The sequence below is a fragment of the Pseudoalteromonas sp. 31A1 genome, from assembly GCF_011378815.1.
Taxonomy (GTDB): Bacteria; Pseudomonadota; Gammaproteobacteria; order Enterobacterales; family Alteromonadaceae; genus Pseudoalteromonas; species Pseudoalteromonas arctica.
This window is the reverse complement of record NZ_WTKY01000003.1, coordinates 23,918-47,681: the sequence shown is the minus strand read 5'-3', so window position 1 is coordinate 47,681 and position 23,764 is coordinate 23,918. Positions and strand designations below refer to the sequence as shown.

The 23,764-nt window shown below is 36.7% G+C and carries 24 protein-coding genes and 1 tRNA gene; 13 read left to right on the top strand and 12 right to left on the bottom strand.

The window, feature by feature from the left end; translation table 11 throughout:
- Positions 1–49: 49 nt before the first annotated feature.
- From GQR52_RS04065 to GQR52_RS04015, 11 genes are all read left to right on the top strand, one after another.
- Positions 50–652: a DUF4402 domain-containing protein gene (locus tag GQR52_RS04065; RefSeq protein ID WP_165727552.1), complete on the top strand. Its 603-nt coding sequence runs from the start codon at positions 50–52 to the stop codon at positions 650–652.
- Positions 653–655: 3 nt separating this feature from the next.
- Positions 656–1,138 carry a DUF4402 domain-containing protein gene (locus tag GQR52_RS04060; protein WP_165727551.1) on the top strand — a complete coding sequence of 161 codons (483 nt, stop codon included), beginning with the start codon at positions 656–658 and terminating at the stop codon, positions 1,136–1,138.
- A gap of 9 nt (positions 1,139–1,147) precedes the next feature.
- A complete protein-coding gene (locus GQR52_RS04055; RefSeq protein WP_165727550.1) occupies positions 1,148–1,978 on the top strand; it encodes a fimbria/pilus periplasmic chaperone in 831 nt (276 codons plus the stop codon).
- A gap of 34 nt (positions 1,979–2,012) precedes the next feature.
- Positions 2,013–4,910 (top strand): hypothetical protein, encoded by a 2,898-nt coding sequence (locus GQR52_RS04050; RefSeq protein ID WP_206017387.1) that lies wholly within the window; start codon positions 2,013–2,015, stop codon positions 4,908–4,910.
- Complete coding sequence (locus tag GQR52_RS04045; RefSeq protein WP_240914454.1) at positions 4,885–5,550, top strand: SPOR domain-containing protein; 666 nt, start codon at positions 4,885–4,887, stop codon at positions 5,548–5,550. The genes GQR52_RS04050 and GQR52_RS04045 overlap by 26 nt, the downstream gene beginning before the upstream one ends.
- 56 nt (positions 5,551–5,606) lie before the next feature.
- Complete coding sequence (locus GQR52_RS04040) at positions 5,607–6,200, top strand: FlgO family outer membrane protein (RefSeq protein ID WP_165727549.1); 594 nt, start codon at positions 5,607–5,609, stop codon at positions 6,198–6,200.
- A 13-nt stretch (positions 6,201–6,213) separates the two neighbouring features.
- Positions 6,214–6,906 carry a FlgO family outer membrane protein gene (locus GQR52_RS04035; protein WP_024589981.1) on the top strand — a complete coding sequence of 231 codons (693 nt, stop codon included), beginning with the start codon at positions 6,214–6,216 and terminating at the stop codon, positions 6,904–6,906.
- A 7-nt stretch (positions 6,907–6,913) separates the two neighbouring features.
- The gene (locus GQR52_RS04030; RefSeq protein WP_165727548.1) at positions 6,914–7,582 is read left to right on the top strand and encodes a FlgO family outer membrane protein; all 669 of its coding nucleotides are present in this window, start codon (positions 6,914–6,916) and stop codon (positions 7,580–7,582) included.
- 72 nt (positions 7,583–7,654) lie between these two features.
- Positions 7,655–7,729 (top strand) — tRNA-Arg (locus GQR52_RS04025).
- A gap of 192 nt (positions 7,730–7,921) precedes the next feature.
- Positions 7,922–9,562 carry a metallophosphoesterase gene (locus GQR52_RS04020; protein ID WP_165727547.1) on the top strand — a complete coding sequence of 547 codons (1,641 nt, stop codon included), beginning with the start codon at positions 7,922–7,924 and terminating at the stop codon, positions 9,560–9,562.
- 3 nt (positions 9,563–9,565) lie between these two features.
- On the top strand, positions 9,566–10,408 hold the full coding sequence (locus GQR52_RS04015; protein ID WP_165727546.1) for an HAD family hydrolase: 843 nt from the start codon (positions 9,566–9,568) through the stop codon (positions 10,406–10,408).
- Positions 10,409–10,653: 245 nt separating this feature from the next.
- Here GQR52_RS04015 and GQR52_RS04010 read toward each other — a convergent pair whose 3' ends face one another.
- The 3 genes from GQR52_RS04010 to GQR52_RS04000 are packed head-to-tail and all read right to left on the bottom strand — an operon-like array spanning position 10,654 to position 12,955.
- Positions 10,654–12,420, bottom strand: coding sequence for a replication endonuclease (locus GQR52_RS04010; RefSeq protein ID WP_165727545.1), 1,767 nt, complete (start codon positions 12,418–12,420; stop codon positions 10,654–10,656).
- Between the two features lie 3 nt (positions 12,421–12,423).
- The gene (locus GQR52_RS04005) at positions 12,424–12,717 is read right to left on the bottom strand and encodes a hypothetical protein (protein WP_165727544.1); all 294 of its coding nucleotides are present in this window, start codon (positions 12,715–12,717) and stop codon (positions 12,424–12,426) included.
- Positions 12,710–12,955: a helix-turn-helix domain-containing protein gene (locus GQR52_RS04000; RefSeq protein ID WP_008170945.1), complete on the bottom strand. Its 246-nt coding sequence runs from the start codon at positions 12,953–12,955 to the stop codon at positions 12,710–12,712. The genes GQR52_RS04005 and GQR52_RS04000 overlap by 8 nt, the downstream gene beginning before the upstream one ends.
- Before the next feature lie 213 nt (positions 12,956–13,168).
- Between GQR52_RS04000 and GQR52_RS03995 the strand changes: the two genes are divergently transcribed.
- Positions 13,169–13,651 (top strand): hypothetical protein, encoded by a 483-nt coding sequence (locus GQR52_RS03995; RefSeq protein ID WP_165727543.1) that lies wholly within the window; start codon positions 13,169–13,171, stop codon positions 13,649–13,651.
- Positions 13,652–13,704: 53 nt separating this feature from the next.
- Here the strand turns inward: GQR52_RS03995 and GQR52_RS03990 are convergent, their stop codons facing one another.
- The 8 genes from GQR52_RS03990 to GQR52_RS03955 form a co-directional block, all read right to left on the bottom strand.
- Positions 13,705–14,637 (bottom strand): hypothetical protein, encoded by a 933-nt coding sequence (locus tag GQR52_RS03990; RefSeq protein WP_165727542.1) that lies wholly within the window; start codon positions 14,635–14,637, stop codon positions 13,705–13,707.
- A gap of 56 nt (positions 14,638–14,693) precedes the next feature.
- Positions 14,694–15,050 carry a nucleotide pyrophosphohydrolase gene (locus GQR52_RS03985; RefSeq protein WP_165727541.1) on the bottom strand — a complete coding sequence of 119 codons (357 nt, stop codon included), beginning with the start codon at positions 15,048–15,050 and terminating at the stop codon, positions 14,694–14,696.
- A complete protein-coding gene (locus GQR52_RS03980; RefSeq protein ID WP_165727540.1) occupies positions 15,010–15,918 on the bottom strand; it encodes an HNH endonuclease in 909 nt (302 codons plus the stop codon). The genes GQR52_RS03985 and GQR52_RS03980 overlap by 41 nt, the downstream gene beginning before the upstream one ends.
- A 92-nt stretch (positions 15,919–16,010) precedes the next feature.
- Positions 16,011–17,156, bottom strand: a complete 1,146-nt coding sequence (locus tag GQR52_RS03975) for a site-specific integrase (protein WP_165727539.1) — start codon at positions 17,154–17,156, stop codon at positions 16,011–16,013.
- A gap of 293 nt (positions 17,157–17,449) precedes the next feature.
- Complete coding sequence (locus GQR52_RS03970) at positions 17,450–18,043, bottom strand: DUF4303 domain-containing protein (protein ID WP_165727538.1); 594 nt, start codon at positions 18,041–18,043, stop codon at positions 17,450–17,452.
- 116 nt (positions 18,044–18,159) lie between these two features.
- Complete coding sequence (locus tag GQR52_RS03965; RefSeq protein ID WP_165727537.1) at positions 18,160–19,092, bottom strand: exopolyphosphatase; 933 nt, start codon at positions 19,090–19,092, stop codon at positions 18,160–18,162.
- A gap of 145 nt (positions 19,093–19,237) precedes the next feature.
- Positions 19,238–20,686, bottom strand: coding sequence for a dihydrolipoyl dehydrogenase (locus GQR52_RS03960; protein ID WP_007583146.1), 1,449 nt, complete (start codon positions 20,684–20,686; stop codon positions 19,238–19,240).
- Between the two features lie 82 nt (positions 20,687–20,768).
- A complete protein-coding gene (locus GQR52_RS03955; protein ID WP_010553231.1) occupies positions 20,769–21,497 on the bottom strand; it encodes a glutathione peroxidase in 729 nt (242 codons plus the stop codon).
- A 112-nt stretch (positions 21,498–21,609) separates the two neighbouring features.
- Between GQR52_RS03955 and GQR52_RS03950 the strand changes: the two genes are divergently transcribed.
- The gene (locus GQR52_RS03950) at positions 21,610–22,512 is read left to right on the top strand and encodes a LysR substrate-binding domain-containing protein (protein WP_165727536.1); all 903 of its coding nucleotides are present in this window, start codon (positions 21,610–21,612) and stop codon (positions 22,510–22,512) included.
- On the opposite strand, the gene GQR52_RS03945 is transcribed toward GQR52_RS03950, so the two are convergent.
- Positions 22,509–23,702, bottom strand: a complete 1,194-nt coding sequence (locus tag GQR52_RS03945) for a flagellar assembly protein FlgT (protein ID WP_165727535.1) — start codon at positions 23,700–23,702, stop codon at positions 22,509–22,511. The two genes, GQR52_RS03950 and GQR52_RS03945, sit on opposite strands and share 4 nt — an antisense overlap.
- Between the last annotated feature and the right edge of the window lie 62 nt (positions 23,703–23,764).

Genomic DNA, 23,764 nt, shown 5'->3' with positions numbered 1-23,764 from the left:
ATAGTTGGGCAAATATTTGATAAAGCCCATTTTCTTATAAGGATTTAGCATGAAGTTTTATTTATCTGCATTAGCTGTAGCCACCGTGGTCAGCTCGTTTAGCACTTATGCTGCTACAGAGTCATTTGAAGCGAAAGTAACAGTACAAAATGCTGTAGTACTCACAAAAGATAACGATTTAAATTTTGGTACTATTCGTGCTATTTCAGATCCATTAGGCGCCGAACAAGCAACGCTGACAGTTAATCCTGATCCAGCTGCTAGCAATGTTACTTCACAAGATAATCCAACTGGTAACGCTGCGAGTATCTCAATAATTGAAGGTGGTGAAGCGGGCGCTTTTAGTGTGTCAGATGTAGTACCAAATTCTATTTTAACCATTAGCGACCCATTAAATACTTTAGTACAACCTTTAGCTGGTCAAGGGTTGAATGAACCTGATTTTACTGTAGGTGCTTGGACTTACTTTATAACGAGCGGCACTAATGCTGGTGGATTATATACAAGTGCTACGCCCAACCTACAAGCTGGCGTTGATGGCGCTGTATCATTTAATATAGGCGCGACTCTTTCTACTTCATCAAACGCATCAAGTGTGGATTACCCTGATGGTGAGTATTCTGGTAGCTTTAATATTGAAGTGTCATATTAATTAGTGTTTAAACAAACAATGCGCTTTTTGTATGTTTCTGCTTGGCTTTCGTTAATGTTTAGCGAGCAAGCCTATAGCGCAAGCATACAACAAGAAGCGCTTAATTTTGGCACTTTAGTTATCCCTCAAAATAATACTTTAAGCTCTATAACCATTAGCCATGAAGGTGAAATAATCACATTTGGTAGTATTTACGTATTAACTGAGGGTAATCCCGCAGAACTTTTATTTACTGATTTACCTCCCCTTACTCAAATATCGTTTAACAAAACGAGTGACTCTACATTGCAAAGTGAAGCGCTAGGAGCTAATAGTGCCAAGTTTTCGGTTGTATTAGTGGATTTACCAAGAACGCAAACTAGCGATGAATTTGGAGAGCTTTTACTCAAAGTAGGTGGCCGTTTAATAACGACAGGGACTAGCCAAAGTTACTTAGATGGTCGTTTTATTACTGACACCCAATTAGAAATTACGATTGATTACTAAAGGAAAAACATGCTTTATAAAGTTGTAATGCTGCTCGCACTGAGTGTATGTATTTTAGGAAAAAATGCATACGCAAATTTACTTATCTCTCCAACCCGTATTAGTTTTGATGAACGTCAACGAACCGCTAAAGTTACCGTAATTAATACGGGGGATGAATATCAAACATATCGTGTTTTATGGAGTGAGAAGCAAGCGCAACCTAGCGGTGGCTACATACAGTTGGCAGAGGCTACAAGCGAAAGTTTAAGTTCAATGGCACGTTTGTCACCAAAACAAATGCGTTTAGCACCAGGTGAAAAACAAACAGTAAAAATAGCAATACGTAAACCTAAAGGCCTAGCTTCTGGTGAGTACCGCTCTCATCTTCTATTTCAAGCATTGCCTGGTGAAAATACTAATAAAACAAGCTCAATAAAAGTTAATATGATTATGAGCTACAGTATACCTATTTTGTTACGTAAAGACATTAAACAGCCAGTAGTTGCCATAGAACAAGCTAAGCTAGTGCTAAATGAAAGCAATCAACGTCCTCAGTTTTTATTGAATATAAAACGAGAAGGTAAGTTTAGTAGCTACGGTAAATTAAGTGCTTACTTTGTTGATAGTAATAACGAGCAAGTTAAAATTGCAGAAATTGGTAATTTAAGTATTTATCCAGAAGTGGATAATGCGTTTGTAACCCTTAGTTTATTTAGTGACAAAAATTTAGATAAAGCAGGAAAAGTCATTTTTAAATATGAAGGCAGTCAAGAATATAAAGACCTTACATTTGCACAATACACTCTGCCTTTAACTTCACAATCACTTAATGTTTTAACAGTGAATGACGCTAAATAATTTATTGTATGCACTATTACTAAGCATAAGTAGTTTGCTTAGTAATAGTGTAATCGCTAATCCTAATTCTTCCGTAGGGGATGCTTTAACAACACTACGCGCAATTGAACTAAAGCTAACTAAGCCCGTTGAAGTAATTGATTATAAAAACAAAGAAAATCAGCAACAGCGAATCGCCACAGGCGAGTTATTAATACTTTCGCTTTATTTAAACTCATACTACTTAGGTGAAGTTGCAGCAATTAAAAGCGAGCAAAGTGTACAAGTTAGTTTAAGCGACTTATTTGATATTCTACAATTTGCAATGAATGTTGATGCTAGCAATCGAATTGCTCAAGGTGTTGGAGCAAATCAACAACCTCTTTCTCTAAATGCAGCGGTTACACCCGCTGTATTTACTAGTCCTACACAGAGCTACTTATTAGCAAAAAATCAAATTACCATTGAAGATGATATTTATGTAGATATTCAAAGTTTACATAATGCTTTAAATCTAGAGTTTAATATTGATTACCCAGATTTAGAATTACTTATAAGCTCAGAGAGCCCCTTACCGGTTGAACAACAAAGATACAGACAGTCGCGCAACCTTAAATCACCTAACAAAAGATCGCCACCTACGCTGCCATGGAAAGCTAGCCCATATAAAGCGCTATCTTCTCCGGTTGCCGACTTACAACTAAATTTTACCGCGAGCGATGATAGACATTCTACGAACTATTCACTTTTAGGCACTCAAGACTTTGCGTATTTATCTGCAGAGTATTTTTTGTCGGGACGAAGTACTGACTTACTTACCAACTCTAGGTTAACGTTTACAAAGCAAAACTTAGACAAAGAAATAAAAAACAGCTTTATGCCTACTGAAATATCTTTTGGTGATGTTATCGCCACGCAAGTTGGTAATAGCTACAGTAGTCAGTATGCCCGAGGTGTTAAAGTTTCTAATAATGTAACCAATAGAAAAATAGTCAATAATCAAATTAACTTAAGCGGTGCTATACAGCCAGGTTGGGATGTAGAGCTGTATCGTAATGAAATATTAATAGACCAGCAGCTTAGCCTCGCAGATGGGCGTTATATTTTTGATAATATAAACCTATTATTCGGAGCTAATAATTTTGAGCTTATTTTTTATGGGCCTCAAGGTCAAGTTGAGCGTAAAAGTGATTATTACTTTGTGGACGGAAATCAACTTAAGCAGGGACAAGGTAACTATGAATTGTCGGTTACTGAACAAGGCAAGCAATTACTAAATAACAATGTTTCAAGCTCGCAGGGGCAGGGTTGGCAAATTGCGGGTAGATATGAGCAAGGGCTTACAGATAATATATCTGTATACACTGCTACATCAGGTCAAAAAAACACAGATGACGATTTACTTAAGTATGCATTTGGTACCAACATAAGCTTATTTGACCGATTATTATTAAATGCGAATGTTGAAAGAAATAATAACAATGAACAAGAATTTGAATTTACAGCCCGAACTCAAATTGCCGAACAATCACTACTTTTTAGCGCTACAAATCGTACCGACGAACAGCAGCAATATTTTAACAGCTACCAAATAAATTTAGCTGGTGGGCTAATGAATAATACCTATGGACGCCTTTCTTATCAAAATAACATCCTATATGACGATAGTGATACTAGAGGGCGCTTTAAACAAGTACGCAACCAGTTCAACTACTCATACTCAGGATTTGCACTAAGTAACCAATTGCTGTGGCAACAAGACGATAGCTCTAAGAGTACTTTTGGAACAACACGTTTTCAAAAGCGCTTTGGGAGAACCTACACAAGGTTTGGTATAGATTATAGTATATCGCCAGTAAGTGAGCTTGTTAGTTACGAGGCTGAGTTTAGCCGCAACTTGGGCCGAGATTTACAAGCGGAACTTACTTTAACTGATTCACTTCGTAATAATATTCAATCGGCCGAATTAGGGCTCAATTGGCAAAGCGACAAGTTTAGTTTAACGAGTAACTTAAACTACAACAGTAACGATGATTGGCGGCTCGGCATTTATAGCCGTTTTAGCTTAGGGTTTGATGTTGAACACAATACATATTTTGTCTCTAAGCGCAGCTTAACTAACACAGGTAGCTTAATGTTACGCGTATTTTTAGATCAAAATAATAACGGTATTATGGATGATGATGAGCACGGCGTTGCCGGCGTAAAAGTAAAAGGCGTTCACAATTATCGTCAAGCAATTACAGACGAACACGGCGTTGCGCTATTAACTTCAATGCCAGCAAATCGTACAACAGATATAATACTTGATAGAAATAGTTTTGAAGATCCGTTTTTAATACCAGCTAATGAGGGTTTTTCTATTACACCAAGGGCTGGTTTTGTAGAGTATATGGACTTCGCATTAAATAATGCCAGTGAAGTAGAGGGAGTTGTTTATCAACAAAAAGGTGATACAACACAGATCCAACCCTTTGCAAATATAGCGCTGTTGAATGAGAAAGGGGATCAAGTTGCACAAACTCAAGCAGCATATGATGGCTATTATTTATTTACAGACCTTAAACCGGGGCAGTATAAAGCAGTAATTGATGATGAATATAAACAACGCAAGCAGCTAAAAAACACTCAAAATATAACAGTTAATTTATCGCCTCAAGGAGATGTAGTAATGGGCGTTGATTTAACGTTAAAGGCGCTCAGTGCAACAACTGGAAGCATTGCCAATGCAGGAAGTTTTAATTCGTTAAATATCTTAAAAATTTATTACCGTTTAATAGCACCACGAATAGAGCAGCAAGAAGCTTTTTATATGCATGATAAAGCTAAAAATAAATTTATTTTAGCCTTAGCGTACGCAAAAAACAGTTCGCCAGAGCTTATTTCTGTATGCGACTCAGTAAAAGCGCAAGGATTAAAGTGTGTTGTTGAAACACATAAAATACTCCATTAAAGGAATTAGGATGAAAAGAGTTCAATGTATATTTATAATCAGTGCAATGTTGCTAAGTTATGGTTGTGCGAATAATAAAGCAATTGATGGTAGTGCTACTCAGACCAACGTAACTGACGAAAAAAGCTACGTAAAAATAACAAAGCAAGAACTTGAAACTTTAAAAATAAGCTCCCAGCAGTGGCAAAATATGAAGCCAGAACTTGCGCGTTTATTACTTATTGAAGAAGACTTAAGCTTACTAATATTGCAACTCAATACAATTGCAAAAGAAAATGAGCAGAAAAACGCACCAGTAATAAAAGCAGAAATAGTTAATAGCAACACAATTAATCGATCCAATTTACAAGTAACAAAACCAGTTGATCCTAAATTTGCTTTACAAGTGCTTTCAATAACGCAAAAAGAACAACTCTCTTTAGCTTTTAGGCAACTTCAAAAAAAGCTTCCTAGCTTACTAGGCGATAATTTTGTGATGAATGTTGAAACAATAAATGTAAAAGGAGTTATGTATAACCGCTTAAAGCTAGGCGCATACATAGACAAAAAAAACGCTATGGGTGACTGTCAAAAATTAAAGAGCCAAAATATAAATTGTTTAGTTAGTTATTACGTAGATCAGCCCTTTACCGCACAATAGCTAAGTCGGCATACAAATTGCTTCATCCTCAGTATGTTTTGAAGAGGATGGCAATTATGCGCCTTTTACTGCCTTTATTATTTTTAAATTTAGCTGCTTGTAACTTGGTGCCGCCGCCAGAACCAAGTGTGCCTACAGATGCACCTAAAGCAGCCATGGCTCCTTTTACGGTTAATGACTATGTAGTTAATTTAACGTCGCAACTTAACCACCTAAACGGAGCATTAAATGCTAATGCACGTGTTGGCGTTAGTAGCTTCTTTTATGCAGATGCACTAGATACAAAATTAGTGACAGGGCAAGCCTCAGGCTTAAGTCAGCAGATCCAAGAAAGTCTGCTTACACAATTTACTCAACTGGGTTATCACATCGTTGAGTACAGACTTGGGAATAACCTCTCTTTATCAGAAAACTCAGACAGTATTTTAAGTCGCGATTTAAGTAAATTACGTAATCGCCAAAATATTGACTTAGTTATCACAGGAACAGTGACTCGCCAGCAGCATGCATACATAGTTAATGCACGGCTTGTGAATATAGAAAATAAACAGGTGCTCTCTGCGGGAAGTACCGAGATCCCAATTAATGTAATGTGGGGCAATGAGAAAATTCAGCAGCGTGACGGACTTTTATACCGAAGCGAATACTAATTTGGAGCACAAAATGAAAAACCTATTAATTACATTATGCTTACCACTGGGCTTTGGTTGCTCTCAAATACTAGGCACAATGAATACAGACACCGCAACACCACAAAGTGAGCAAAGCAACCAACTGGTGAGTAACCAACGCGACGTTGCAGCACCTGTTTCTGACGATAACTTATTTCAGTCAGGAATGGCTCCACAAGATAACTACACAAAAGCAACACCGCCAATGCGCAAAAATATTAACCATTATGTGCGCGGCATAATGCAAGACATGGTTGAAAACTTACAGTACGTAAGTGAACAAACACCGTTAGCTGTTTCGAGTTTTATTTTTTTAGATGAAGACTACAACGATGGTAGCTTACTAGGAAACCAAATTGCAGAAAGCTTCATGCATGAATTACACAGCTTTGGTGTACCCGTTATTGATTTTAAAACAACTGATTATATGCGTGTTACCTCAACAGGCGACTTTGTATTTAGTCGCGACTATTTAGAGCTAAATCAAGATCAAAACTTTAAGTATGTACTAGCCGGTACGCTTGTAAACCATCAAGGTGGTGTACTTGTTAATGCACGTATTGTTGGGCTAGAAAGTAAGGCCGTAGTCGGTTCTGCACAAGGGTTTATTCCACAGTCAGTTGTTGATGCGCTTAATAGTAGCTATCGCACTGATGGCATAATGTTAAAACAAGCAAGCAAGTGAGATAATTATGTATAGTAAATTATTTAACCGCTTTATCGTTTTTTTTGCTTTAGCTAATTTAACTGGTTGTGCCTTTACTCAAAATAATGAAAGTGCTGAAATGAATGCATCTTCAACCACACAAGTAAATTATGACTTAGCAAGCATGCTTAAAACAGCCGAGCAAAAATCAACTCAAGATGATGCTAACGGCAATCAATTTACACCACTTCAGCACCATAAAACACTTGCTAACTATGTAGAGCAAATGGCACTTGATTTGGTTGATACGCTTGAGTTTGAAAGTGATACCGACGCCAATATTAATATTGCCGTTACTACCTTGGTCGATCTTGATTCATCGCTTACTAAAAGTAATCAATTAGGTAATCAAATTTCTGAAACGTTAATTCATCAGTTACAAAAGTTTGGTTATGGCGTGGTTGATTTTAAAACCACTCAAACAATAGATGTAAATAGTCGTGGTGATTTTGCTTTTTCGCGCGATATTGAAAAGCTTAGTGAAGATCAAATGGCGAGCCATGTATTAGCGGGTACATTAATTTATCGCAGTGATGCTGTTGTTGTAAATACACGTGTAATTAACGCGCATACAAAAAAAATCGTCGCGAGTAGTCGAAAACTAATCCCAATTTATGTACTAAATAAAGAAGATATATACTTATCAAGCAATTAAGTTCAGTTGTCACTTGATATAAAAAACCAGATGCCGTTATAATTCACACCTCTAAGCACACAGCTTGTTTGTGGCCTCTTAGTTAAATGGATATAACGGCCCCCTCCTAAGGGGCAGTTGCAAGTTCGATTCTTGCAGGGGCTACCAATAAAATCAAAGACTTATACTAAACCCCCGTTTTTATTTTAGTTCCATGTAGCACATGTGTAGCACTTTGTTTTTTAACTTTAAAGACTGAGTAAAATAATTAATTTACTCTGCTAATTCACTAAATGCAGATGTCAGAGTAGTATTGGTGTTTAGATATATTAATAATTTAGTTTTATAAGGAAGTAAATAATGGTTTCTCTTGCGTTGAGGTTTCGAGATCTTGTTACACCACCTGATGGTACTATTGAGCTGCACCAAGAAATTATAAATAAAATAGGCTATGTATATTGGGGGTGGTGGGCTAAAGCTGGTGAGAAATGTCCATCGAAATTTAATGAGTTGCAAGAGCAATTGAGTGATGGAGATCAAGATGTCTTCTTATTTGATAGTGGCCAAAGTAAGCTCTATAAAGCGACGATTGTAGATGTAGCTTATAATAACAGTAAATATGGTATGAATTGTCCTTCTATAGATGCTACTCCTGATTACTATAGGGCAAGAACTTTCAAAGCATGGTTTAAATTCACTCAAATTATAGAAATTACTCAAGATAGCATTAATTCTCAACTTAATTCTTTTAGTTATGAAAGTGATAACTTTGGTCTATTCAAAGAAAGTGAACCATTTCAGGATTTTTTCGATAAACAAGTTAGTAGTCTCGAAGAGTTAAGACACCAAGATAGAACTATTTGGTTTTTAAAGTCATTTGATGCTGATAAGCACGAAACTCACGAGATAGTTTTGTATAATAGCAGCAATGTTGACCCATCTGTTTTTCCAAAAAATTATTCAAAGCTATACTCTTCTAAAGTTCACTGGGTATCTGATTTACATTTCTCTGATAGTCCCAACAGGCATGCTTTCGATGATGAGCTTGAGGCAAAGCCACTAACATATTTAATTGAAGATAAATTCAAAGACGAATTGCATTCATTAATTGTTTCCGGAGATATGACTTGGAGCGCTACAAACACTGAATTTGATAAAACAAAAGAATTTTATGGTTATTTGTGTTCAAACACAGGGTTGAGCTTTGATAAAATTGGTTTCTGCCCAGGCAATCATGATATTGCTTTTGATGGACAATTGGATGATTTGCAAACAGGCGCTTTAGACAAATTTCATAAGATACAAAGAGGTTCTACAGAGCCTGTTATCTTATCATATGAAGAGAAGTCGAGTTTAAAAGCTATTGAGACTTCTTCGATTAATAATGAAAATTATAAAATACATTTTGAACAGGTAACTTCAGTAAAACCTAATAGCTTTTTATCAATGGGGAAAAAGCTATTAGTAAATGGACAGCGAGCTTTAGATATATGTTTTCTGAATTCAAATACATTAGAACAATACAAAAGTTTGTTCCAAGGTACAGGTTTTATTGGTGAAAACCAAAGAACTGATGCATTGTCGAAAATGGGTTGGAAACAGCCTAAAGCATATGGTGCACTCAGAGTGGTTGTACTTCACCATAATCTGTTACCTGTTGAATATAGCAAAGTACCTTATTTGGGAGCGCAGATGGGTAGCGTTGTATATGATTCTCAAGCAACACTTAAATGGTGCTATGAGCACCAAGTAGATGTTATTTTACACGGTCATACTCACCAGAGGTCAGCTATTAAGATCCAAGATAAGCTTGTTAAAGATTCAAAAGGAATATGGCTAGTTGGGTTAGGTAGTACAGGAGTGCACCAGTCCCACTTGGTTCACTCTCATTTGAACCAGCTTGCTGAACTAGACTTTTCAAAAGAATATATTTCTATACAGTTTTTTAAAATTTTACATAATACAATTGAGGTGGATGGCGACCCCTTGATTTTGGATTAACATATGAAAAAATTACTCATAACAGATTTAGATAATACACTTTATGATTGGGTTGCATATTTCTCTCAGTCTTTTTTAGCAATGCTTGAAAAAACAAATGAGATTACTGGTATATCAAAAGAAATATTAATTTCTGATTTTAAAAAAGTGCATCAGTACCATGGTAATACAGAGCATCCTTTTTCAGTATTAGAACTTGAATGTTTACATAAGCATTTTAAAACAAAAGATAATGCCTTGTTAAAAGTACACCTCGATGAAGCTTTACATTCTTTCAATTCGATGAGGAAAAAATCGTTGAGCTGTTATGAAGGAGTTTTAGATACACTAGAATACTTACAAAATAAAAATGTTCTTATTGTTGCTCATACAGAAGCTCCTGTGAGGAACTCACTTTATCGATTGGAAAAGTTAGGGATAAAAAAGTACTTTAACAATTTGTATGCGCCTAAAGATAAATATCATGATGATTTAGATAAAAGATCACTTGATTGGCTCGCAGAGCATAAAAATTTCTTGAAATTACTTTCTAAAGAAGAATTAAAGCCAAACCCCAAGCTTCTTTTAGATATTTGTAATCGAGAAGGTGTACGAATTGAAGATGCAGTATATATTGGAGATTCAATTGTCAAAGATATTTCAATGGCTAATGATGCAGGAATTACATCTGTCTGGGCTGAATATGGAAAGCAATATAATCCTCTGTATTGGTCTACTCTTGTAAGTATAACTCATTGGACAGTAGACGATATCGAAAGAGAAGAATCGTTGAAAAAAGCTTTTGATCAAAGCCAACCATCTTTAAGTATCCAAAAATTTAGTCAATTGAAAGAATTGTTTGGATAAGTTTGGACTTGGGATTATTCAGTACAGTTATTTACAGAACTCCAAGTAAGAGCCTTTTTGCCATTCTGGCAAATGGTAAGCTAAAGATAATTTTTGGGTTTGTACTGCTGTGTGATATGAGCTAAAGCTTAGTTAAGAGCTTTAGCTATTTGAAATGCTAAATTTAACTGCAATTTTATTTGAGAATAATAGCTTTAGCTTTTTTAGATAATAGGGAGCTTTAGCTAACTCGTTCTAGCTTTAGGTTATGCCTTTTCTACCTTCCATGAGTAATGTCTAGTGATAATAGCTTTACCAGCGAACCATAACCCTTTTACTTTGAGTATGAGTTCACCATCGTAATAGCTTTGTAAGCACTCGCCAGTTTCCTCAACGATGTTTAAATCGTAATGTAATCTGATAGGTCTATCATTTAGCTTTTTGTGTAAACCGCCCATAGCAAGTATGTAGCCTTTCCAATCGCTGTTATCAGCAGCAAAGCGGGCTTGTTCTAATAGACTGTCTTTTTTGTCATTGAACATAGAGCGTAAACGTCTTAATTCACGCCATACAGAAACGCTAGCGCCGCCAATTTGTTGAAACTGACGAATGCACCAACACGATGCCCACGCATCAATACGCTGGGCTACAAGGAGCGAATCGTTACCGAATTTATCTTCGCCGACACCTTCACCATCTATATTTTTTGCTATGTATTTTAAAATATAACCAGTTGCAGAACCTTTATTCGGGTCAATTTGTTTAAAGTCACAACGGTTTTCCGCTGCGCCTTTTTCGTCACCATCAACTTCTAACGCATAATGGCGAATAATTGCTTTTAATGCGTCTAGCTTTTCGCTCTCAATAAAAAACAGCATATGCCAATGCGGTGTACCATCATGTTGTGGCTCTGCTACACGAAAACCATAAGGCGCAATATTTTGACGTTTAAACTCTGCGCGGGCTTTTTGCCATTGGTGGTTTAAATAGCTATTGGCTTCATCAGGCATAAAACCTTCCCACTTGGGGTTAGCAGCTCCCGATTTTGAAAAAGCACGATGGTATTTAGAAGGGCATGTAATAGTAATAAAAAGTGCTTCATGGCCTAGCTCTTTCGCTAGATCTTCAAAGCCTCTTGCTCTACATAGCAATTCATCTTTTCGTATCTTAGGGTTTGATACATTAAGGTCTGATATTTCTTTTAACGAGTAGCGCTGGCCTTGCTCATTAAGTATGTAAGTTGAATTAAGCAGCTCGTCATTTCGCTGGCGCTGAGTAATGCGATTTTGAGTTGTTATATTGCTCGCATAGATTTCTCTTTTTCTGTTCACAAAATTTAAATGCAGGGCTGCTTTTTCGTTTGCTTGAGTAATGAGTTTACGAAATTTTCGAAGCCACCAACGGTTATCGATATAGCGTTTTATACAGCCTGATATTTTTATGTTGTTTTTAGGCTCTATAGGCGAAACACCAAACTTAACTGCGTAGTTTGATAAAAAATCAAAAAGGGCTTTTTGCTTGGCATCAGCGAATTCGCTATTAATCTCGGTATTGGTAGAGCGAAACACAGCGGAATTTACGCTATTAGTTTCGCTATCAATCATTTCATTACTACGAAACTCATGCGAAACGGTTCGCTCTAGTTCGCTATCATTTCGCTGTTTGTTTTTAGCTTGATAGTAAAGAAAGTTAACTTTTTCGGGGTTTATAGCAATTTGGCGGCAATATTTTGCACACTCTTTCGCTATGTTATTAATATCATCATCAAAGCAAAAAAATAGGTGAGCGAGTTTTTTAGGTAAGAGTTTATAAAGCTTATTCGTGGTATCTAAAACATGACGGTTGCGCTCAAAGTTATTAGATTTATTAAAAGCATCAGCTAAAATTGTACTTTTAATTTTATTGGAAAATGGCGCTAATCTTTTAGTTAAAAACGCCGCATCGTACCCATCAACTAATGCTAAATACGGCGTTAAAATATCGTCTTGTTCATTAATCGCTTTTGCAATTAATGTTTCTCTAAAAGTACTCATTGGCTATTTAGGGTTAGCGTAAGCAAACACAAAACCACGACCTTTTTTGGTCAAAAAGTAATGTTCATATTTAACGCCAAAATGATAAATTATTTCACTTGTTACGAGTGCTTCGTTAACTAGTTTACCAAGTGTTCGCGTATCAAATTTAAATGGTTGCCCATGCTTACTAACATAGGTATGTAGTCCGTTCATTTGTCGATATGAATAACCAATTTCACGGCAAATTTCGAAATACGTACTTTCTAACGATAACCAAATTAACAGGCGAGTTTGCTCTTTAGTTAACTTAGGCATGATCACCCCCGTTAGGGTTTTGACCTAAATGCTCTAAGCGACAAAAGTTATTTAACCAGTTATCTAAATCATCTTTTAAATAACGTACAGTACGACCAATTTTAATAAATGGTGGGGCAGGGGTTCTATTAGTGCGATTGCCTTCCATACGTGATTGACGTAAGAAAGAGCGACTCATACCGATATATTCGGCTGTTTCTATTTCTGATAGTGCGCGTTTGTTTGTGGTGGTTGGCATAAGTGCCTCCTGAGTTATTAACGTTTCAGGAGGTGTTTTACAATGCGGATTTTTTTAAATGAGCTAATTCAGGAATTGAATGAGCTTATACGGGAATTTTAGATTCATAAAATATATGAGTGGCGTAATTCTATTAATTTTGTTTAAATTATATTTCTGAATAAGGTTGCAGTCAGCAGCCCTCTAAAACTCCCTCCAAATATAAGGATGTATATGAAAATTTTAAAAGTATTACCATTATTTATAGGTTTAAATTTTATTGCTGGTTGCAGTTCTTCAGATGATTACACTACGCAATTTAAACCAGAGGCTAGATTTTATGGTGGCTGGAATTGTATTAATTCAATGGGAGTAGAGGGGGCAGATATCATCTTAGATATGGATGTATCTTATGTTCGCAACGGAAAATACAGTAGTGCTGGAAAGCTAATTATAGATATATTGGACGTACCAAAGCTGGAATATTGGGTAAGCACAAGTGGTAGCTGGGAATATAAAAATGGCTATTTAATTGAAACAACTAATGAAGTTATAATTAAAAACATAAAAAACCCTGAGTATGATAATTTGCTAGATCTTCAAAGCATGTTTCCTCAAAATAGTAGCGAATCATCAGAAGTTCTTCAAATAACAAACACATTTTTTAAAGCTCGAACTGAATCTGATGGAATTATATTTACTTGCAATAAGGTTTAAATAATTTTTAATGCAGAGCTAACCTTGTTGAAATGTTAGCTCTGAAATTAGTGTTAAGAGCTTTTTCTGACTTTAGTTAGTCTATTTGAGAATGAGCTAAAGCTAATTGATTTTCTTATTTTCTTGTTTCTATCTTGCCATTTTATGTGGTTGCCAGAAACTTCAATCAATAAGTTATACTTATCAAACACTCTGAAACCTTCTATATCCTCGGCTTCATTTTCAAGTAATCGCCAGTATTCTTTAGCTGTTAATTCTGGCTCTGCGTCAACAAGCCTGATTAATAAGTCGTGAAAATCATCAGTGCGTGTTTTAGGTGTTTGATTAAGTTGAGAGCTAGTTGGAATTGGTGGGATTACGACTTCTAGTTTGTTAGTAATACCTGCTTTAACTAAATCGGTATGTAAAATACAAATATCAGTTAACCCAAAATTAATCCCCTCTGAGTAAAATTGTACCTTTGGTATTCTGGCATCAAATTCTTTTTCATATTCGTTTGGTTTAGATTGTTCTGCACCTAATGCTTTAAAAGTATTAGTCATCGCATTTTTAAACGAATGAAGTGTGTGTTCTTGCTCTTTTGGAAACAGCTTTGCAGGAATTTTGTCCCAGCTAATATCGCTTGGCTGTTTTGGTTGCCATGTATGCAAAAAGGCATTAGGTGTTTTTGATTCAAAAGGATAGTCATAATTTGCGCTAACTATCTTATCTTTGTTCAGTAACCAAAAGTATTTACAGTTAGTTTTATGCTTTGAGAGGAGTGTTAGCTGATCCTTCTGAGTGATACTTGCAAAACCACTATATTTGACAGAGGCATATCCAATAAAGCCATTACCCTTCACCCAGCCACCGATAATGAATTTATTATCGGTGAGTCTAAAAGCTAAATCGAGTTTTGAGTTTTCAACTAAATAAAGCACATCACTAAAAGATAAATCGAACCGTTTTTCTAGTTCATCTAATCGGTAATATTCTTTTTCAATCATTAATGAATTCCGTTTAATCTTTTGCGTTGACTCAAATATAAGGCAAGTTAAAACAACTATAGCTTATTGTATTTTGTAGCTTTACCTTTACTCAAGGAAACAGGGTATTTTTGAGCGTTTAAGTCAATTTTTTTAGTTGCACATTCAAGAATATCAATCCCCAACTTGTCACTAATTTGTATTAAGTAAAGGAATACATCAGCTAGCTCTTCTTTCACAGATGTTAAAGTTTCTTCATTATTCTCTAGGTATGACTCACTTTCAGATAGCCATTGGAAATGCTCAATTAACTCCCCAGCTTCACTAGAAAGTGCCATAACTAAATTTTTCGGAGAGTGAAATTGCTCCCAATCTCTTTCTCGTGAAAAATTTCTAAGCCTGTTTATTAACTTTTCTATTTCGTTGCTTTTCATATAGTTCTCTAACAGCATCAAGTGTTAACCAAGGTCTGTTTCTATGAATCATTCTGTGGCAGTTTGCACATACAATCGCAAGGTCATCTAAGCTTGTGTTTACTACACTGTCCTTGGATAAATCAGCTAAAGGGTTTTTATGATGACATTCAGCATACATAAAACCTCTTTCACCATAAGCTTCAGAAAAGGAAAAGTCACATACTTCACAGCATAAATCGCCTGTTTTTTCAAAAGTTAATCGTTTCTTTTCTTGAGGGGCTAACGAATCTCGCTCTCTTTTTTTGTGTAAACTGTAATAAACTTTTCCTTCATTGCTATAAGGCTCTTCTTGTTCTTTTAAGGTGTTTTTTTCTGTTTTAATTTTTACCTTATCTTTAGGCTCTTTTAATTTAGTATCAAGAGGTACCACTTTGCCACTTGCACCTATAGAAAGGATAATTGCATTAGAATAGCCAACATCATATGTGTCAGGTCGGATTTTAATGTTCTCTTGTTTATCTATTATTTTAAAATTGAATCTGTGGGGATATAGCTTATCTTGCCAGTGATAGGTAGTTGCTTCATATGGTTCTTTCGTTACTTCTGTAACAACTAACTCATCCAAGTTACATTTAAATTGGTTAACATCGGAGCAGAATTTTGGGAACCAACCCGGTCTCTCACCCTCATCTTTCGGCCAAGACATTTTATGGGCAAATAAAACGGTGTCTCCTAGCTGTATTTCATTAAATCGTTTGTCATTTTTTGGTATCGAATCAAAACCCCAAATCCCACTTTCCATACCTAATGTATAATTCGGTAAAATTGCCTTGTTGCCACCAACATATATAAGCCAAATTCTTTTTTCTTTTATTACTTTCAACATACTAGTCCTTTAATTTATTTTTCCTGTACCTTAAATATACATGTAAGAAAAAACACAATCTAGTGGAAGCTATTGCTTTTGGCAAATTAATCTTAACCTATCAAATTAACCGCCGCTGCTTTATGTTCTGGCGCTAAATGTGCGTACCTTAGCGTCATTTTTAAATCACTGTGACCTAAAAGCTCACGAACTGTATTCAAATCCACACTTGCCATTACTAACTTACTTGCAAAGTGGTGGCGTAAATCATGAAACCTAAAATCGGTAATGTTTGCATCTTCCAACAAAGCCGCCCAATCGTATCTAAAATCTAGTATTCGTTGCTGATTATTATCTTTAAACACATAGCCAATATTCCCCGATAGCTTTTGCCAATCACTCAAAACATTAAATGCTTGAGTATTTAAAGGTATGTGACGAGTATTACCCGATTTAGCATTTTGGAAATCTACAGTCAGCACTTTATTTTCTAGGTTAACGTCATTCCAATTAAGCGATAAAATTTCGCCTTTACGCATACCTGTATTGATAGCAAGAATAACGATAGTCGTTAGATGCTTAATATCGAACTTAGCAAGGCTTTCACGCAAGCGGTATTCTTCATCTTTTGATAAATAGCGCACTTTTGCGTTATCTACGGTCTGAGCTTTAACCTTTTGTAAATCGTGGCTATCGATAACTTCCCATTCGACCGCGCGACTCAAGCAGCCTTTAATTAAATTTATTTGGCGGTTTGTAGTTGCTGGTTTTATTCCATCGGCCAAACGTTTATTACGCCACTTTTCAACTTCCCATGCTGTAATAGCCGATAACTGAAAATCCATAAATTTGCTAAATGCTGACAGGAATGCTTTTTTTGTTTTATCTGCTGTTTTGGGGTTACGAGATTGCAGCCAAGGAAAGTACTTTTCATCTAAAAAGTGTTGCAAGGTAGATAGCTTTGATTCTTTAGTTTTAATGCGGTCTTGCTTTTTTACTTCGTGAACATTAATCCCTTGGGTTACTTCGGCGATTTTATTTTTGGCTAGGTCTCTAGCTTGTGCGGGAGTAATTTGCCCATCATAACCTAAGTGATAATTTACTTGTTTACCCTTGTGCCTATAAAACAAGAAGTAGGAGATTGCTCCAATACTAGAAATGCGCGCATGGAAACCTGTGACTTCTGTATCATTTAATCGTTTATCTGCTGGCGTTAAGCCTTTAATACTCGACAATGTTATTTTTGCTTTGATTGGCATGCGGCTTTTCCTGTGTAGCACATATGTAGCAGGTGTATTGTGCCGCAAAGAACAAAGGAGAACAATGGTGTATTTTTATATTGATTTTTAGTTATTTTAAAACAATGGGTTACTTGTATGTTTTGTTTCTTGTTGTTCATTGTTGTTTGTAGGGATACATTAATAAAATGCACTCCTAAGGGGCAGTTGCAAGTTCGATTCTTGCAGGGGCTACCAATTAAATCAATGAGTTATATTTTAACCTCCCTCCCTTATACTTTGTGTATAGCGTATATGTAGTAGTGTTGCACTTTTTAATTGAAGGCGTTTAACACTTCTTGCTCACATTTTTCACGCTCTGTAATCATTGCTTCAAAGTCAGCTTGAATTTGCGTTAGAACGGCTGGTGGATTAAGTCGTTTGATTCTTTTAAATTGAATGCTTTCTTCTTCATCATAGGCGAGTATGGCTAAAGTGATTTTTTCGCGTTCAATACCATTTGAAAATAATCCTTCTGCATCTAATTGCATAAGTACTTTTTCCATTGCTGTAAGCCATTGGTGCCAATTATCCATCGCCTCTATATCTGATTGAAACAAATCAATGCTGTTTTCTAGTTTTTGGCATTCTAGCGTTGTTTCATCAAAGTATTCTGAATAATATTCAAGCGTCGGGTAGTCCTCAGGGTTCCATTTAGCCATGTAAAAGCTACTTACATCGTTGTTGTACTCTGTTTCAAATACTTCTTTTAAATCTGATAAAGTATTAAACATTGGCAGTAATGAGTAGCTACCTGTGTGGTAATAACCCATTACATAAAGATCGTTACCATATTTTTGAATGATGTCTTTAAATGCTTTTTTGGTATCTTGATAAAGTGTTTTTTCGAAGTTTTTAGTATCTAACATGAGGTCATTATTTCTTTTATGATTACAGAAATTTATATGAAAAAGAGAGTGATTAAAACTCACCCTGCAAAAAATAAAATAACCAGAGCTACTACTCTGGTTATTGTAAGTTAATATTAGCCATCACTTGTAATCGTATCGATTAACTCACTCAGTACCGCTTCGGCCTTACTTGTTTCTACTTGGCAAGTACCGGCATTTAAGTGGCCACCACCATTATATTTTAAGCACAGCTCGCCAACATTGGTGTTCGAACTGCGGTTAGTGATAGATTTACCAACGGCATACACTACGTTTTGCTTTTTAAGGCCCCACATTTTATGAATCGAGATATTGCAGTCGGGGTACATTGCATAAATAACAAATCGATTTGTGGCGTAAATAGTTTCTTCTTGGGTTAAATCAAGGATCACTAAGTTTTTATGCACGGTAGCGCATTGAGAAATTTGCTCTTTTGCTTTTTCGTTATGCTCGTTATATAAAGCAACACGCTCGGCTACATCTTCCATTTTTAGAATGTCTTGTATGCTCTGATCTTTACACGCATCAATCAGTTTCATCATTAATTGGTAATTTGAAATTTTAAACTCGCGAAAACGGCCAAGTCCTGTACGCGCATCCATAATAAAGTTCATTAATACCCAATCGGTTGGGTTTAATATTTCGTCTTTTGAAAACTGAGCAGCATCGCCTTTATCTACCGCGTCCATCATTTCAACAGAAATATTTGGAAGTTTTTCAGCGCCGCCATAATAGTCATAAACTACGCGAGCAGCTGATGGGGCTTCTGGGTCAATAATATGATTTTTTATGTCGCTTGAGTTACGAACGGTTTCGCTAAGGTGATGATCAAATGCTATATGACAGCCTGCAACGTAGGGGAGGTTGGTCGTAATGTCATTTTCGGTAATGCCTATTTTGCCGTCTTGCATGTCTTTTGGATGAACAAATAAAATATCGTCAATTAGGTCTAAGTCTTTAAGCAATACGGCACACACTAAGCCATCAAAATCGCTGCGAGTGACTAGTCTAAATTTATTATTGGGCATAGCTATTCCATCTTTTTAATTGAATTATCAATTAAGTGTAACAGTTAAATTTTTTTTTGAGAGATCAGCTTAAAAAAATTATAAAAAAAAGCCAAAACGTTAGTTTTGGCTTTTACTTAGCAAGTTTGTATGTGTAGTAAATAGGTTATGCGCCTGGGCCACATTCCATACATGAATTTACAATGTCTGGGCCAAATTTAAGTTTGGCATTTAAGTCGCGAAGGGCGGTACGTAACCCTTCTTCAATTACTGGGTGGTAAAATGGCATATCAAGCATTTCTGGTACGGTCATTTTGTTTTGTACAGCCCATGCTAGTAAGTGAGCGATGTGTTCGGCTTGTGGGCCAATAAATTCTGCACCTAAAAATAAACCTGTACCTTGCTCTGCGTATACTCGCATATGACCTTTGTTTTTAAGCATTACTCGGCTACGACCTTGGTTTTCAAAGCTGACTTCGCCTACTTCAAAACAACCGCATGGGCCTAATCGGTCAGTAATTTGCTTGTAGCTTTCGCCTACCATTGCTATTTGTGGGTCGCTAAATACAGCTGCAATTTTAGCTCTGCGCAGACCTATACGTACATCTGGGAAGCGCCCTGCATTTTGACCTGCAATAGCACCTTGGTCTGATGCTTCGTGTAACAATGGGAGCATGTTACTCGCATCGCCTGCTATAAATATGTTTGACTCACCACACTGCATTGTATGTGTGTCTGCGTGCGGTACGCCGCGTTCATCAAGTTCAATGCCTGTGTTTTCAAGGCCTAGTTTATCTACGTTAGGTACTCGGCCTGTGGCTGCAAGTACGTAGTCAAACTGTTCGGTGTGTTTTTCACCTTGTTTGTCGGTGTAAGTTAGCTGTGCTTTGTCGCCAACTTGCATCATGTCAGATACGTTTGAGTCGGTATCTACAAAAAATTCTTCAGCAAAAACAGTATTTGCATAGTCTTTTACGACTGGATCTGTAAGTGGGCCAATTGCGCCGCCTACACCAAATAGTTTTACATTTACGCCTAGTCGGCTAAGTGCTTGGCCAATTTCAAGACCTATTACACCAGGGCCAAATACAGCGACTGATTCTGGTAGGTCATCCCAATCAAATACGTCGTCGTTTATAATAAGTTTGTCGCCAAAGTTATTAAATACGCCAGGGTACGAAGGGCGTGAACCGGTGGCAATTACAAAGCGTTTTGCTGTAATAATTGTGTGGTCGTCTATTTGTATGCGGTTTGTGTCTAAAAATTTAGCGTAACCACGAATTTTATCACCATCTGGTAATTCATCTACGGCTTCTACTACGAATCCTGCAAAACGATCTCGTTCACTTTTAACGCGTGCCATAACTGCTTTGCCATCAATGACTGGCTTTGAGCTATGAACACCAAATGCAGGAGCCATTTCAATTGCGTGTGCAGCTTCTGCGGCTGCAATCAATAACTTGCTTGGCATACAACCAACACGTGCACATGTGGTGCCGTATGGGCCTGATTCGATCATTAATACATTTTGTGTGAACTGTTTAGCATTACGATAAGCACTTAAACCAGCAGTGCCTGCGCCTATAACAACAACATCGGTTTGCAATTCTTTCATAGTATTTTTTCCTCTAATAAATAGGGGCATAAAAGCCCCTATTTTTTACCTACTAACGTTAGGTATTTAATTTACTTATTAATTAAGCAAAGTATTTTTCTAAGTCGTCTGAACCACCGATGTGTTTACCACCAATGAATATTTGTGGAACAGTGTCACGACCAGATACAGCTTTTAGACTTGTTAGTGATGCGCCTGCACCCATAACAATCTCTTCATATGCGAAGCCTTTTTCTGCAAGAAGCTCTTTTGCTTTTTTACAGAAAGGACAGCCAGGTTTAGTAAAGATGCTTACTGGTTCTGGTTTAGCTTGCTTAGGGTTGATGTAATCAAGCATTGTGTCTGCGTCTGATACTTCAAACGGGTCACCTGGTAAATCTGGTTCGATAAACATTTTGTCAATCACGCCATCTTTAACAAGCATAGAGTATCTCCAGCTGCGCTTACCAAAGCCTAGGTCGTTCTTGTCTACTAACATGCCCATGCCGTCAGTAAATTCGCCGTTGCCGTCTGGTAATAAAGTAATGTTTTGCGCTTCTTGATGCTCAGCCCATGCGTTCATTACAAAGGTATCGTTTACTGATAAACATACAATTTCGTCAACGCCGTTTTGCTTAAGTACGCCTGCTAATTCGTTGTAACGTGGTAAGTGAGTTGATGAACATGTTGGTGTGAATGCACCTGGTAGTGAAAACACTACAACAGTTTTACCTTTAAAAATGTCATCTGTTGTTACTGATTTCCAATCGTTATTTTGACGAGTTGCAAATGTAACACTTGGGATTGTTTGACCTTCGATATTGTTTAACATAATTTTTGTTCCTCTTGATTTGTTGATAGCCATTATGGTGAATAATTAAATATAGTTCCAATCGTTTGTTTGTATTAAACTGATAGTTATAAACTATCACGTAGAGCTGAATATGAACTTAAAAGATTTTGAATATGTAAAAGCAATAGCGCAATATAAACATTTTCGCAAAGCTGCCGATGCATGTTTTGTAAGCCAGCCTACATTAAGTGGTCAAGTAAAAAAACTCGAAAATGAGCTTGGCGTTACTTTGTTTGATCGCTCAACCAAGCAAGTTACCTTAACAGCAAAAGGTGAACGTTTGTTGACGCAAATAGAGATTATTTTAGAGCAAACGCAAATACTCAAAGAACTTGCTGCTACTTCTAACGAGCCTCTACAAGGTAAATTAACTATTGGTATTATTCCTACCATTGCACCTTACTTGTTGCCTGCGTTACTAACATCGATGAAAGCGGCATTTATTGACAGCCAGTTTTCGTTTATTGAGATGCAAACAGCAACAATTTTAGAAGCTTTAAACAAGGGTGAACTCGACTTTGCTATTTTAGCCGATGTGCCAGAGCTTATTAATTACCATACGGTTGCTTTATACAAAGAAGATTTTTTAGTGGCGGTATCACACGATAACGCGCTGTCTAAGCATAAAAAAGTAGCGCTGAGCGATCTTCAAGGATGCAGCCTATTAATGTTAAGTGATGGCCATTGCTTTAAAGATCAAGCCCAAAAGTTTTGTTTTTCTGCGGGAGTTGATGTATCTAACCAGTATAAAGGTAATAGTTTAGAAACATTATTAGCGTTAGTGGCTATGGATGACGGTATTACATTTGTACCAAAGTTGGCATGTACCGACCGTGTAGGGATTGATTACTTGCCTATATTCCCTAATCAGCAGCGTAATGTGGTGTTTGCATGCAGAAAGCATTATCCGCATTTATCTGGTGTAGAACAATTGGGCGAGTGGTTATCGGCTCACCCTAATTTAAAAGCTAAATTAACTAAAAAGATTAATTAAAGATCTTGGCTGATTATTTCTACAACATCGTTAATTTGCACGCCAGGTAGTGGTTTGTCATCAATACTGACAGCTACTGCAGTTTGCTGATAAAGCTGCTCTACGCGAATTTTATTAAGCGTGGTGATGGTGTGCGGCATAACATTACCTGCCGCGTCGGTTAAATAGTTATGGTGCGCAATGCTTAGCATTTGGCCTTTTTTTAACCCATGAGCTTTACCTAAGTTAATAACGATTTTGCTATTTTCCATATGCATTATTTTACCTTGAGTAGGTAAACACGCCATGGCTGCTTGAATGTCATAACTTACTGATTGGTTGATATCGGTTATGCTTTGCCCATAAGGTGATTGCCAAAACCTATCACTATTAACATCAACTATGGTTGTTTTTTCAAATGGCCAAATTGCTTGAGTATGGTAACTATTTTGCCAAAGTTGCTCATAGGTAGTGCCATCAAACAGTGCAAACTCAATGTTGTAACTGCGCTCATAAGCCTCGTCTTGCCAAAATGCATAATCGTTATTGAGTTTGTCGCTCGTTGAAAGGCTCGTTATTTGGCTAAGTAGGACATATTGAGCATTACTACGCGAAGATATTTCTTCTAATTGGGCATTTGAATAGTCGTGCTGCTGCGAAAAGTATTTATCAACGCTTATTGCATTATTATAGTAAGCAATAGGTACTGCGCTCATTTTTGATTTTTGCAGGGAAGTAAAAATATTTTTGCTAATCGCTTTGCTTACGTCAAATATTTGACCCATTTTGGCGTGTTCACGATGCACTAGTTGGCTTTGTGTAACGGCCACAAACTTATTAAAACTATTTTGTGGGCATTGCTCTGTTTGAGAAAAAATATCGAGTCGTAATGTAACGGCAAATTTATTGTCGTATTTATTTTCGCTGACTAGTTCAATTTTTTGAATTTCGCCGTGGCTGCTAATTTTTAGCTGATCTTGCATTAACACGCCATCTACCAGGGTTTGTACAGAGCTAACCCGTGCGCCAGAGAACACTAACGCTTGTGTAATCGCATCTTTTATAGCGGCAGATTTAGCTGCGCTCGTATCACCATTTTGAACGTTCGCATGGCCTGTTGATTCATACCACTGCGCTTTAGTAAAAGGGGAGAACGTTAATAATGCCGTTGCACTTAACCCTGCAAATGCCAATAATAAAAACGACTTCATACTTTTACTCCAATTAAACGTTAGCTATTAACTAGGTAGAGCAAGGACTGTACCAATGTTAT